At 39.4% G+C, this 13,299-nt stretch carries 10 protein-coding genes; 8 read left to right on the top strand and 2 right to left on the bottom strand.

Annotated features, from left to right (window positions below):
* Positions 1–79: 79 nt before the first annotated feature.
* Positions 80–1,054, bottom strand: a complete 975-nt coding sequence (locus CS931_RS03425) for a Gfo/Idh/MocA family protein (RefSeq protein WP_099204346.1) — start codon at positions 1,052–1,054, stop codon at positions 80–82.
* Positions 1,055–1,376: 322 nt separating this feature from the next.
* Here CS931_RS03425 and CS931_RS03420 point away from each other — a divergent pair, with 322 nt between their 5' ends.
* From CS931_RS03420 to CS931_RS03385, 8 genes are all read left to right on the top strand, one after another.
* Positions 1,377–3,905 (top strand): type 2 periplasmic-binding domain-containing protein, encoded by a 2,529-nt coding sequence (locus CS931_RS03420; RefSeq protein ID WP_099204345.1) that lies wholly within the window; start codon positions 1,377–1,379, stop codon positions 3,903–3,905.
* A gap of 155 nt (positions 3,906–4,060) precedes the next feature.
* The gene (locus CS931_RS03415) at positions 4,061–4,939 is read left to right on the top strand and encodes a carbohydrate ABC transporter permease (protein ID WP_099204344.1); all 879 of its coding nucleotides are present in this window, start codon (positions 4,061–4,063) and stop codon (positions 4,937–4,939) included.
* 19 nt (positions 4,940–4,958) lie between these two features.
* Complete coding sequence (locus CS931_RS03410) at positions 4,959–5,816, top strand: carbohydrate ABC transporter permease (protein WP_242964888.1); 858 nt, start codon at positions 4,959–4,961, stop codon at positions 5,814–5,816.
* Positions 5,817–5,823: 7 nt separating this feature from the next.
* Positions 5,824–7,479 carry an HlyD family efflux transporter periplasmic adaptor subunit gene (locus CS931_RS03405; RefSeq protein WP_099204343.1) on the top strand — a complete coding sequence of 552 codons (1,656 nt, stop codon included), beginning with the start codon at positions 5,824–5,826 and terminating at the stop codon, positions 7,477–7,479.
* Positions 7,476–8,525, top strand: a complete 1,050-nt coding sequence (locus CS931_RS03400; RefSeq protein ID WP_099204342.1) for an ABC transporter permease — start codon at positions 7,476–7,478, stop codon at positions 8,523–8,525. The genes CS931_RS03405 and CS931_RS03400 overlap by 4 nt, the downstream gene beginning before the upstream one ends.
* A gap of 216 nt (positions 8,526–8,741) precedes the next feature.
* Positions 8,742–10,895, top strand: a complete 2,154-nt coding sequence (locus CS931_RS03395; RefSeq protein ID WP_159459728.1) for a methyl-accepting chemotaxis protein — start codon at positions 8,742–8,744, stop codon at positions 10,893–10,895.
* Between the two features lie 96 nt (positions 10,896–10,991).
* The gene (locus CS931_RS03390; protein WP_099204340.1) at positions 10,992–11,429 is read left to right on the top strand and encodes an NfeD family protein; all 438 of its coding nucleotides are present in this window, start codon (positions 10,992–10,994) and stop codon (positions 11,427–11,429) included.
* Between the two features lie 16 nt (positions 11,430–11,445).
* Positions 11,446–12,354: an SPFH domain-containing protein gene (locus tag CS931_RS03385; protein ID WP_099204339.1), complete on the top strand. Its 909-nt coding sequence runs from the start codon at positions 11,446–11,448 to the stop codon at positions 12,352–12,354.
* A gap of 118 nt (positions 12,355–12,472) precedes the next feature.
* Here CS931_RS03385 and CS931_RS03380 read toward each other — a convergent pair whose 3' ends face one another.
* Entirely contained in the window at positions 12,473–13,210 is a 738-nt protein-coding gene (locus tag CS931_RS03380; protein WP_099204338.1) for an AAA family ATPase, read from the bottom strand.
* Positions 13,211–13,299 lie beyond the last annotated feature (89 nt).

Genomic DNA, 13,299 nt, shown 5'->3' with positions numbered 1-13,299 from the left:
ACCAAGTTGTTAACAAATGCTCCTATAATACGAAAGAAAAAACAGATAGCGGTGTAAAGTACACCGCTATGCCGCTTTTTTATAGAGTAATGGTTTGCTTCTTTTCATTTGAAAGATAAGCGTTTTGAATCAATTTTGTCAGAGCTGTTCCATCCGCAGCTGTAAAGCCCTTGGGTGTTCCTGTTCCGTCGACACATGCTTTCAAGAATAGTTCAATGGGCAGTGGGCGGGCAGCAGGCAGTTTAGGTGTAACAAAAGTATAGCCAATTTCTTTGGATGCATATTTCACATCATCGCCAATGGCAATTAAAGTAGCATCTGAACCGTAAATTTCTAAAGTATCTGGTGAGAAAAAAGAAACAAAAGAGGTTTCACCGACAAATACCGCACCATCTTCAGATTCAATTGTAACAGCTGCCATTTCGTCAACTTTTGTTCCAAAAGGAGAGGACAAGAAAGCAGAAATATGTTTTGGTTTGGTTAATAACCAATCTGCTAAGTACATAGGGTGGCAACCAAGATCCATCAAAGCACCGCCGCCAGCTTCTTCTTCATTATACCAGTAATTGGGTAACCAGTTAGCGGTTGTACCATTGTGTGCGCGGCGAAAACGAATAAGGTTGATTTTGCCAAATTCACCATTGTCAATTTTCTCTTTTGCAAACAGTTCAATTGGATGACTGCGCAGTGGATAAGAGATTGTAAAGGTGATTCCAGCTTTTTCAATCATTTCTGTCAGTTTTTCGCATTCTTCTACCGTAGCAGCCAACACTTTTTCTGTAAAAATGTGCTTGCCGGCCTTTACAGCTTTTGAAATCACTTCAAAATGCTGTGTGGTTGGGGTATCACAGATAACAGCATCAATAGATGAATCGGCTAATAGCTCATCTAAATCTTCGTAAAACTGGCAATTTAATTCTTTGCTCCATGCCAATCCTCTTTCTGCGTTATCGTCCCAAACCGCAGTGATTTCGGCCAAATCACTTTCTTGAACTACCTGGGCATAATCTTTTGCGTGAACATGCCATTTGCTAAGCATTGCAACTTTTAACATTTGATAACTCCTCCTAAGCTATTAAATTGCTTTTATTTTAACATGCAAGAAAGGCTTTTACAACCTTAAAAAGTTTTATAAAAGTGATTTTGTTTATAACTCGGCAATAAAAAAATGATTCAATACTTAAACAGGCATTTTGGGGTAAAAGTTTAAAATTCGTCTTTATTTGAGAAACAAAATTTAATAGAAATACATGTTTTTTGTAGAAGATAGGCTTTACTTTATGAATTTAAATTACAGAGATAGTAAGAACTTCTTAATAATTCTGTAATAATTTCATGATGTAATTAAACTATGAATTTATACTCAGGAGGAAATTATGACAAAATTTAAGCGCATATTGAGCGGAGTGTTGGCGACCGCTTTACTCTTATCCGGCTGTTCTAGTGAAAATTCCGGTAAAGACGGTGCTTCAGCCACCAAAACTTCCACAGAAGGTTGGGAAAAAGGTGCCTATGTGGGAAAAAACGTAACCCCCGAAGAGTTAAGCTTTATGAATTCTATGTCAGCCTTTAAAAAGCTTACAGATGGAAAAATTGTAGCATATGACTATTCAATGACTCAAAAAATTGAAAGTGCCGATAATGCAGAAACCTGGCAAAAGTCAGACGGACCGGGAAAACAATTTGTTCCCGAATCGGATGATATAAAAGCAATCTCAGATGCAGAGACACTGAATATGCCGACCATTGACGAAAATGGTGTGGTTTATTCTGTTTTTGGAGAGAGCTCGAATACATACACTAAAAAAGAAAATTGGAAATTGCAGTTGAAAAAGATTACAACAGATGGAACAATTTCTGATCTTGTAATCAAACAAATTGATGAGCTTAACCAAGCCGGCGAAAGCATTGAACTAAACAAAATGATTTCATTAGCACCAGATAAGCTTTACATTCAATTTGTGCATGGAGCCGTATACGAACAGTTTGAAGAAAACGGCTACAGCCAAGTAGATGGAGGTACGAGTGTAAACGCTGTCTTCAATCCTGAGACAGGTGAAAAGCTATATGACTTGCCAGAGGATTTGACATACGGCAACGCAGACATCGTAACGGATAAGGAAAATTTATATTATCTATCTGCTTTAAATGAGACAGCAGAGCTTGTAGTAGCTAATCTTCAGAGTGGCGCAGAATCAAAAAGACTAGCAACTACTTTATCAGGGAGCAATTCTTACAATTCGAAGATTGCTATTTCGGATACAGGTAAAATTTATATTGCTAACAATGACGGCATTTATGAAATAGACAAAGAAAGCAGCGAGTTAAAGTTAAAAGCAAAAGGTTCAAAACTGCCATTGGGTAATCCTGATTATTATGCGTCTACTTTCATGGCTTTGAGTGATGAGGAGTTTTTAAGTTACGGATATGGAGATTCAGCACAAGAACTATGGCGCTATTATTATGACCCTGAAGCCTCTTATAATCCCAATGCGGTATTGACCATTTGGACCTTAACAGACTCAGATTACAGCAGTACCAATAACCTTCAATACTTGACTTCTGCGTTTTTACAACAGCACCCAGAAGCAGACATTAATATCGAAACAGGAATCGTTGATACAGGTATGTCTGACAGCAGTGCGAATATAGACGAAGCGATTAAACAGCTAAACACTCGATTGTTGACGGGAGAAGCCCCCGATATTTTGCTGTTGGATGGAACGCCTATCAGCAAATACGCTAAAGAAGGATTGCTTCTGAATTTAGATGGTAAAGTAGATACATCCGATATGTATGGAACCTTTGGGGAGCAAATGAAGACAGAAAAAGGACTGTTTTATGTACCAACCACTTTTTCTTTCTATACCCTTGTCACAGATGACCAAGAGATTATAAAAGCGGATACATATGAAAAATGGATGACTCTTTTACAAAATTCTGCTGCCTTTAGCATGGAAGATTTTTATGCTAATCCTGATGCTTATTTAGATCCATCTAAGACGCAAGCGACTTCAGAAACAGAAGAAAAAATGTGGCAGGAAAGCTACAATCTCTTACCCGAAAAACAACCGGTTCTCGCTCTTTATGATTTTCAGTCAGCCTATGACACACTATGGTCAGTGAACGAATTGGCAATTATTGAAGATTCAAAGATTAATGAAGAAAACCTAAAAACATTTATGGCAGAAGTAAAATTACTGGCAGAAAAAAATAAAATTTTTGAATCGGCAGAAAGCATAAAAGAAGAGGGCTATGACCCATTTGAATACTTTGATCGCAGCTTCAAATTGGGAAGCGGATACCTTGAGAGTATTTCAGAATCTCAGTATGCCAGCAAGATATCAAAAGCAAAGATTGCGGGAGTTACACAACTCTATCAGCTAGATGAAATAGGAAACGGCATAATGACATGGGAAAATAACGAACAACCAAAGGCTCATCCTGACGAGCAATTTTTGTCTGTTCCCTCTGTAAAAGCAAATGGCACATGGAATCCTGGGAATATTCTGGGGGTTAGTTCACAAAGTAAACATCAAGATTTGGCAACTGAATTTGTACAGTTCTCACTTTCTACTTCTATGCAGGCTAAGTTGGCGAGAAATTCATTGCCAATTGTGAAATCCGCAATCCCGGCATTAATTGAAAAAACAAAAGCAGATTATGAAAAAATGCTGGAACAATATCCACAAAATGCAGAAGAATATAAAGTGACTTTTGGCGCGACGATTGACATGGATGGCATCACTGCTAAGCTTACAACACCTCTTATTACCGATAATGTAATTAGAAAACAAGCTTGGGAGCCAGTTTTGGATTATTCCAGAGGAAAAATCAGTGAAGAAGAAGCGATTTCCAAAATTCACGATTTAACAAAGATTTATTTGGGAGAAAAAGCACAGTAACTCTTCCTCCTGAGGATTTGTAGCAAGTGTAAAACCTTTACATGATAAATAGAGACAAAGCGGAGTAGTTATATTCTGCTTTGTCACTCTGTTTTGATTGCATGGAATATTATCCCTGGTTTTATCTAGAAATAAAAGCATAAAGTAGGCAAAACATGAAGATTCTAAAAAAGAATGTTCCAAGAGAGAAAGTGAAATATAAAGATGCAAAAGCAGCATTTTTCTTCTTGCTGCCTAGTATGACAGGCATTTGCCTGTTTTTTGTATTCCCATTTTTTGACACGGTACGCAGAAGTTTCTTTGATGTAGTGGGTCAAAATTTTGCGGGATTTGCCCAATATCAATCGGTTATTTCAAATGATTCTTTTCAGCTGGCGTCTGTCAATACAGCAAAGTTTATTGGAATTTGCATTCCTATTTTGCTATTGCTCAGTCTAATATTGGCTTTGTTAATGAGACAAATTCACCCAAAGGGCAGGCGCATTAAGACGCTTTATTTGCTGCCCATGTCCATTCCTGTTGCCAGTATGGTGCTTTTGTGGCAGCTGCTTTTTCATGACAAGGGCATTATCAATACTATGCTGGTTCAAAGTGGAGCAGAGAGTGTCAGCTTTATGAATAGCGGAGCTGCTTTTTGGGTGCTTGTCGGAACTTACGTGTGGAAAAACGTCGGCTATGATATGGTTTTGTGGTTAGCAGGGCTCGATGGTATATCAGAAAGCATGTATGAAGCTGCCAATGTGGATGGGGCAGGGGCATGGCAGTGTTTCCGGTACATTACCATTCCATCGCTGATTCCAACTTTGGGAATGGTTGCGATTATTTCACTGCTAAATAGCTTTAAAGTTTTTAGAGAAGCTTATTTGGTTGCTGGTTCTTATCCGCATGATAGCATTTATTTGTTGCAGCATTTGTTCAATAACTGGTTTGTGAATATGGATATCAGCAGACTTTGTGCGGCAGCGGTGTTGCTTTGTCTAGTATTGTTGGTGATTATCATGCTTATCCAAAAATTTTTACAGGCAGAAGATTAAAAGTAGAGAGGTAGAAGTCGTGTCTAAACCCCAAAAAACAAAAAAAATATTGATTACGCTTCTTTTGCTAATCGGACTTTTCCCGACAATTTGGGCGGTATGGTCTATTTTCAGCGGTTCGTTAATGGCAAAAGATGAGCTCAACCATACAATTGGACCTGTTATTTCAGGAAGAGAAGGGATGGCTTCATGGCCTCTTTTACCGTCATATCCAACATTGCAGCCGCTAACGGAACTTTTGCTGGATACACCACAGTTTTTTGTCATGTTTTGGAACAGCTTTAAATTAGTGGTGCCATCTGTATTGGGACAGCTTTTGTTTGGTACTCCTGCTGCATGGGCACTTTCTCGATTTCGATTTCGGGGACGCAAAGCACTTCTTGCTTTCTACATATCTTTAATGCTTTTGCCATTTCAGGTGACGATGGTTCCCAATTACTTAACGATTAACAGCTTGCATTTAATGGACACCATCTGGGCTGTGATTTTGCCGTTTGCCTTTTCGGCTTTTCCGGTTTTTATTATGACAAAGGGATTTGATTCAGTGCACCGCTCCATTATTGAAGCTGCGGATGTCGACGGAGCGGGATATGTCAGAACGTTTATCAGTATCGGCCTGCCGCTTGGTGTTCCGGGCATTCTCTCGGCGCTTGTTATGGGATTTTTGGATACATGGAATGCTATCGAACAGCCTATGCTATTTCTTAAAACGCCTAGTTTGTGGCCGCTCTCGCTTTATTTGCCACGTATTGCCGAAGAGAAATTAGGCGTAGCGATGGTTTCATCATTGATTATGCTGCTTCCTGCGGCACTCATCTTTTTGTTTGGACAGAAATATTTGGTACTTGGCATACAATCAGCCGGGGTTAAGGAGTAAAGAAGATATGAAATTTGAGATAAGAAGACAGCAAAAACATAGAGCAGAACGGATGAGAAGCGAAGGACAGCCAGAAGGCAATATGATTGTACAAAATAAGGAAAGCAAGCTTAAAAATTGGCGAGAATATTTGCCGAAAATGACAGATGAAAACCAGAGAAGAGCCGGAAAACACATTGTAGTTTTCTTTGCTGTGATGCTAATTTTGACAGTGGCAGCAAGAGGAATTTCAGGGGCCACCTATGCCAGGGTGCAAACTGAAAAACCATCACGTGCAGAAATTGTAGAAGCTATTTCAGCAACAGCAAACGTTAAAGCTTCAGACAGCATTGACATCACAATGCCCGAAGGACTAACCGTATCGAGACTACTAGCGACGGTGGGTCAAAGCGTAAAGGCTGGAGATTCTCTCTTGGAAGTAGATACAAAGACGTTAACAGAAAAACTGGATGAATTGAAAAGTCAGCTCTCTTCTAAGGAAATAGACTTAAACGAATCGAAATTGCCTGCTGTCGAATCAGAATCGCAAGTAGAGATGGCGCAAAAGGCTTTGAGTCGCTTACAAGAAGATTATCAAAGTGTCAAGAATTCTGCAGCGCAAACAGTACAGCAAGCGCAGACAGCGTTAGACAATGCAAATGCTGAATTGGCAGCGGCCAGAGAGGCATGGCAACAAGCACAAAATAGAGTAGTAGAGGCCGCAGCAGAATCAAAAAATCAGTCTGCGCCTACCTCTTCACCAGACGATACCAGTATTCCTGAAGAAACTTCATCTCCTGTGGAAAATATGGCAGGATATGAAGAAGCAATCAGACAGGCAGAACAAGCCGTTGTTGGAGCAGAACAGGCTTTGACGGGAGCTAAAGAACAAAGTCAAGAGCAAATCAAAAGTGCAGATCGTCAGATTGAAGATGCTAGACAAGCGCTGACCAACGCACAAAAAGCAGATACACAAACACAAAATCAAAAAAATATTGAAGATCAGAAAAAGAAGCTCACGGTTGAAACTACACAAAAAGAGATTGATAAATTAAAAGAACAGATTGCAGGGTTACAAACTATCGCTGATGCAAAAGGTGTCATTACCACCACACAAGATGGCGAAGTAAAAACTTTGCCGGCAGAAGGTACAGTTACCTCTGCCGAAACTATCTTGCAAGTTTCTAATCTTGCCGGAAGTTTTGAGGCAGAAGCCCAATTTACCAAAGCAGATGCCAAAAAGCTGTCACCCAAAGCGACAGTAGAAATTCAGGTTACGACAGATTCCTATTATTCAGAAGAAGCTTTGCAAGGTGAGATTATCTCTATTTCGCAACCTGATGAAACAGGCATGGCTACAGCAAAGATTAAACTTCCTGAGGGCAAATGGAAGAGCGGACAAAGCTTGGGTGTGAAAGCGCTGCAAAGCAAAAAGACATATGATAGCTGTTTGCCTTTGGCAGCTGTACGTTCTGACTCAGATGGCTTCTTTATTTTAGCCATGGAAGAGCGCACAACCATCTTGGGAGTTGAAAACGTGTTGGTAAAATATCCGGTTACGGTGCCGGCTAAAACAGCAGAAAAAGCAGCTGTTGAAGGCAATATTCCGTGGGAAGCTTCTATTGTGGTAACCAGTACAAAACCCATTGCAGCGGGTGATAGAGTGCGGGTGATGGAAGAATGAGATTATGGAAAAAAAGCGCATTAATTGTCCTTTTTTCGTTTCTGTATTTTGCCGGAATGGTACTTAGTCTAAGAAATATACAGGAGCTAAAACAGGTTTATCCGGGATGGTCTTTGCGTAGCCAAGAAGAAATTTCTGCAGAACAAGTTTTGCAGAGCAGGCGTGCTTTTGCAGAGCAGGCTGACAACATCATTTGGCCCACTTTCTGGACAGAACAGAGAGAAACAATGACGACATTCAGAACAGCTTCAACACAAAAGATTATTTACTATGACGGTGACCCCACGCTTGTTTTTCCAGCTGAATTTCTTATGGGGGGATACCCCGGAGAAATGGATGTTAACCGCGCAGCGATTTCTAATCAGCTTGCTTTTACTCTTTGGGGCAGCGAAGATGTTTTGGGAGAAAGCTTTCAGATTGGAGAGAAAGAGTACACGATTTCAGGAGTCTTTCAAAGTAAAGAAGAAACGGTAATTGCGGGGAATTCCAACACTGAAATGAAGTGGAAAAATATAGAAATAAGAGATACTGAAAATAAGCTGACGCGTGAAGAAATAGTGTTGGCGGCGCAGAAAATAGGTCTATCATCTGAGGTACACATTATAGATGGAAACGGCATGGTCATGCTGCTTAATTTATTTGCCTATCTGCCTATTGTTGTGGGCATTTTTCTGATATGTTTTGCTATTAACCGCCAGTTACCACAACATTCTGTTGTAAAAAATGTCGGTGTCTTTTTGTTTTTCTTGATCTTGGCATTGTCCTTGCCATGGGTTTTGTCAAAGTTTCCACTGTGGCTTTTGCCGACTAAATGGAGTGATTTTGCTTTTTGGGTGAAGCTGTTTGAAACCTTGCAAGAATATATTGTAAGCTGGTTTCTGTTAGTTCCGCAGGATAAAGATTTGGTAGCTAAAATGTCAATCATAAAAAGCATGGTATTTCTAGTGATAACATTTACGGCAGAAATACTTCTGTGGAAAAAAGTTTGGAGTAAGACTGTTTCAAAACCAAAAAAACCTGAATTGTATTTAGCAAATGAGATATAAATATCAAAAAACAGCAGAGCTTATTATCTGCTGTTTTTTTCTATATTGAAAAAAAGTTTGAAATTCGATTGACAAGGGAAGGCGGGCAGATTATAATAAATTTATCATATTTTGTCAAAAAATGGTGGGTTAATTTTCTAGTGATGGATGATAAACCACCATTTAATTGTGTGCATTTTGCTTAATGTTAAGCTGACAAAGAAAAGGGGAAAAGAGATGGCGAGAAAGCTAAATCAGACTGATACAAAACCTGTTAAGAAGGCAAAAGGATTTAAAAATCTTTTATCAAAAATACTTGTATATATAGGGATTCCGGTTCTCTGCTCCTATCTGATAGTCGGCCTTATTCTTGGCGCAATCATCAGTAATTCTGTAGAGAAGATATCTGACACGAATTTAACCTCGCAATCTGAATCTGTGGCCAATCAAATTAATGTCTTTTTCAAAGAATATGAAGGCATGGCAGACCAAATTGCAGATAGTGCTTATTTGCAAGAAATTATGGCACAGTCTACCAAGAGAAACACAATGGACAAGCATGCCGAATATGACCAAATGATGCAAACTGTTATGAATGTGCGTGGCGATGACCCCAACATTCTTTCTATTTTTATGGCAGATGTGGATGCGGAACAAAGTGTAAATACCAATGGTGGCAATAACAAAGAGTATAAGACCACAGAACGCCCTTGGTTTATTCAAATGAATCAAAATAATGCGTTAACTATCACAGAACCTTATGAAGATATTAATACGCAAAAGCAAGTGGTTACCATTGCTGCACCGGTGCGCAAGAACGGTTCTGATGAAATTGAGGGCGCTGTGGGGTTGGATCTTACATTAGACCAATTGGATACTATTATTCGCTCCCAGAAGATAGGCGAGACAGGGTATTTAATTTTAGCTACAAAAGAAGGACTTATTATTTCTCATCCTAATGGGGACTATGTTGGCAAAAATGTCTCTGAAACAGATTTGTCAGAAAATATTAAACAGGCTATTTTAAATCAAACCACAGGTAACATTTCTTTTTCAGCAGAAGGACAAGCTATCCACGGTAATGTTTCTGCCATAGAGGGGTTAAATTGGGTCGTTACCACCGCTTTGCCCGATACCGAATTCTATCAAGAATTCAGAAGCATTCAATTTGTTATTTTACTCACCTTTATTTTGGCGATTGTTTTTATTTCTATCATGATTATCGGGATTGCAAGAAGCATTGTGTCACCGATTAAAGCATTGACTCACACGGCGAATCAAATTGCAGACGGCGATTTGAATGTTTCTGCCGAAATTACGACTAAAGATGAAACGGGACGAATGGCAGAGGCTATTAATCGAACCGTTGTGCAGTTAAATCGATATGTTGCGTATATTAGTGAAACAGCTCGCACATTAGACACAATGGCCAATGGAGATATGCGTATCTCTCTGCAAGAAAATTATGTCGGTGAATTTGCCGTGATTAAAACGGCATTTATCAATATTTCTGCTTCTCTCAATAGCACGCTTAGTGAAATTAATCGAGTGGCCAATCAGGTTAGTATCGGAGCAGATCAGGTTTCCTCAGCGGCACAGGCACTGTCTTCCGGTTCAACCGAACAAGCGGCAACAGTAGAAGAATTGACAGCGGCCATTGCGAGTGTCTCTCAGCAGGCAGAACAAAGTACGGCAAATGTACAGAAATCTGTCGAATATGTTGAACAAGCCGGAAAAAATATCGCAGATGGTAATGAACATATGCAGCGTCTGAATACTTCTATGCGAGAAATCAGTGAAACTTCTCAGCAGATTTCTAAAATTACCAAATTGGTAGAAGACATTGCGTTCCAGACCAATATTTTGGCGCTGAATGCAGCTGTTGAAGCAGCACGTGCCGGCAGTGCCGGAAAAGGTTTTGCTGTTGTAGCAGATGAAGTGCGCAATTTAGCGGCAAAATCAGGAGATGCAGCCAAGCAAACAGCTGAATTAATTGAAAAATCAGTAGTCACGGTGGCACAAGGCGAACAAATAGCGGCGGATACGTTGAAACGCTTAATAAAAGCCTCAGAAAAAGCAGAATTAGCCGTAGAATCTATTCGTGAAATTGAAGCAGCCACCAGCGGGCAAGCTTTCTCAATTGAACAAATTAATGAAGGCCTAACGCAAGTTTCGTCGGTAGTGCAGACCAATGCTGCCACAGCAGAAGAAAGCTCTGCTGCCAGTGAAGAATTAGCCGCACAGGCGCAGACTTTGCAATATGAAATTAGCAAGTTTGAGCTCTCTGACTCACAAGAGCATTTTATAGCTAGAGAAGCAACTGGAGAAGTCTCGCCTAGGGAAGGAATTGAGGACAGCGTTAATCTTATGCAGGACACGGGAAAGTATTAAAGATTGAAAATACTATCAAAAGCTGTTGTCAATAGGTTATAAAAATGCTATACTTTGAATAGATATACTTGATGTAAAAATAATGGAGGTGAGTATATGGATAATGCTGTATATCTTTGGCTAGGTCTCATTGTGCTTTCTGTAATTGCAGAATCGGCAAGCAGCCAACTGATATCCATTTGGTTTGTTTTCGGCGGTTTGGGTGGCCTAATTGCCAGTCTGCTTCATGTGCCGGTAACAGGGCAAGTTGTCATTGCAACCATAATCTCTTTGCTTTGTATATTCTTTACAAGACCGATTGTCAAGAAAAAATTAGAAGTGAAAAGGGTAAGAACCAATGCTGACCGTTTCATTGGTGAAAAAGCTATGGTAACCCGAGAAATTGACAATGTAACAGGAATTGGTCAAGTTAGTGTCAAAGGCATAACATGGACTGCACGTTCTGAAGACGAACAAGGAATATCAGAAGGAACAGAAGTTGAAGTCCTTGCTATTGAGGGTGTTAAACTAATCGTTAGACAGATACAAATATAAATTAGGAGGAAATAGTATGTTGATTGTTTTTGGAGTATTAGCAATTATTGTTTTATTGGTCATTGTTTCTAATATTAAAATTGTGCCGCAGTCCTATGCCTATGTTATTGAAAGGTTAGGTGCTTATCACATGACATGGGAGACAGGATTGCACGTTAAAATCCCTTTTATCGATAGAATTTCAAAACAGGTTTCTTTAAAAGAACAAGTTATGGATTTTCCACCCCAACCGGTTATCACAAAAGATAACGTTACCATGCAAATTGATACGGTGGTATACTTTCAAATTACAGATCCAAAACTATATACATATGGTGTTGAGCGTCCAACATCTGCCATTGAGAATCTTTCAGCTACTACGCTGAGAAATATCATTGGTGATATGGAGCTTGACCACACATTGACTTCCCGTGATGTCATTAACCATAAAATTCGTGCTATTTTGGATGAAGCTACTGACCCATGGGGCATTAAGGTAAACCGTGTGGAGCTTAAAAACATTATTCCACCGGCAGAAATTCAAGATGCGATGGAAAAACAGATGAAGGCAGAGCGTGAGCGTCGTGCAAAGATTTTGGATGCTGAAGGTGAAAAACGCAGTGCTGTTTTGATTGCAGAAGGACATAAAGAATCTGCTATTTTGCGTGCAGACGCAGTGAGAGAAACCAAGATTCGTGAAGCAGAAGGTGAAGCACAAGCCATTATTACCGTGCAAAAAGCGATGGCAGATGGTATCCGTTTCATTAATGAATCAACACCATCAGAATCAGTCATTCGCCTTAAGTCACTAGAAGCTTTTGCAGCAGCAGCTGACGGTAAAGCAACAAAAATTATTATTCCGTCAGAAATTCAGTCATTGGCCGGTTTGGCAACTTCTTTAAAAGAGTTAGTAACAGACAGTGCAGATGAAAAAGCAAAAAGATAAGATGGATGCAAAAAGAGCATGCCGACAATTTGTCGATATGCTCTTTTTAATTATGTTTCTCTAACAAAAGGTTAATTCACAAAACTAACGCCAATATTCATAGGTTTCAGGACGAAATTTAGTTTAAGAGTATGTCAAGCATTCTTTCAGGGTGGTTCAAAAAGTTATGTGTAATTTGATAATGTTCCGTCTCTTTATAAGAAATAGGAGTGATGGTTTTGTTGTCAAAGCTATAAATAATCGCGCCAGGAAAAGCCAAAAGAATGGGTGAATGGGTGGCTATAATAAATTGAGAGTTTTGCTTAATCAATCGGGCAATATGTGACATTAATGTTAGCTGACGAGATGGTGAAAGAGCAGCTTCAGGTTCGTCTAAAATATAGATTCCATTTCCCCAAAAACGGTTTTCAATAATGGACAAAAAACTTTCACCATGTGATTGTTCGTGAAGACTTTTGCCATCAAAATAAGATTCAAGATAAGAGGCAGATAGGCCGTCATGGTCAATTTCCTCCATATAAGAGGCTGTGTTATAAAAACTCTCTGCTCGAAGAAAAAAGCCATCTTTTGCTCGCTTGGGTGTCTTTGCCAAATCAAGCATTTGTGAAAGTGGCGAGTGGGTATCTTTCGTGGCAAAGCTATAATTCTTAGAACCGCCCTCTGGGTTGAATCCATATTTAACGGCAATTGCTTCTAAGAGAGTTGATTTGCCGCTGCCATTTTCGCCCACAAAAAAGGTAATAGGAGAGTTAAATGAAAGCTGCTCAAAATTTGCCAAGGCGGATATGTTTTTAACATAACTTTCTGACTTTTGCCATACATCTTCTTGTTTCGTAATAGATTGAATGTAATACATAAGTGTCTCACCTTTCAAGATAACTATTGTAGCCAGAAAGCTTTTGTTTTGGATAGTTTGTTTTTTAGAGTGAAGCTCTTAAACAAATT

The organism is Scatolibacter rhodanostii (genome assembly GCF_900197595.1).
Lineage (GTDB): Bacteria > Bacillota > Clostridia > Oscillospirales > Acutalibacteraceae > Scatolibacter > Scatolibacter rhodanostii.
The sequence above is the reverse complement of the archived record's forward strand: the minus strand, read 5'-3'. Positions and strand labels throughout refer to the sequence as shown.

Excerpts from the sequence above, each read along its gene's own strand:
- CS931_RS03425 (WP_099204346.1), bottom strand. The coding sequence starts at position 1,054 with ATGTTAAAAGTTGCAATGCTTAGCAAATGGCATGTTCACGCAAAAGAT.
- CS931_RS03420 (WP_099204345.1), top strand. The coding sequence starts at position 1,377 with ATGACAAAATTTAAGCGCATATTGAGCGGAGTGTTGGCGACCGCTTTA.
- CS931_RS03415 (WP_099204344.1), top strand. The coding sequence starts at position 4,061 with ATGAAGATTCTAAAAAAGAATGTTCCAAGAGAGAAAGTGAAATATAAA.
- CS931_RS03405 (WP_099204343.1), top strand. The coding sequence starts at position 5,824 with ATGAAATTTGAGATAAGAAGACAGCAAAAACATAGAGCAGAACGGATG.
- CS931_RS03400 (WP_099204342.1), top strand. The coding sequence starts at position 7,476 with ATGAGATTATGGAAAAAAAGCGCATTAATTGTCCTTTTTTCGTTTCTG.
- CS931_RS03395 (WP_159459728.1), top strand. The coding sequence starts at position 8,742 with ATGGCGAGAAAGCTAAATCAGACTGATACAAAACCTGTTAAGAAGGCA.
- CS931_RS03390 (WP_099204340.1), top strand. The coding sequence starts at position 10,992 with ATGGATAATGCTGTATATCTTTGGCTAGGTCTCATTGTGCTTTCTGTA.
- CS931_RS03385 (WP_099204339.1), top strand. The coding sequence starts at position 11,446 with ATGTTGATTGTTTTTGGAGTATTAGCAATTATTGTTTTATTGGTCATT.
- CS931_RS03380 (WP_099204338.1), bottom strand. The coding sequence starts at position 13,210 with ATGTATTACATTCAATCTATTACGAAACAAGAAGATGTATGGCAAAAG.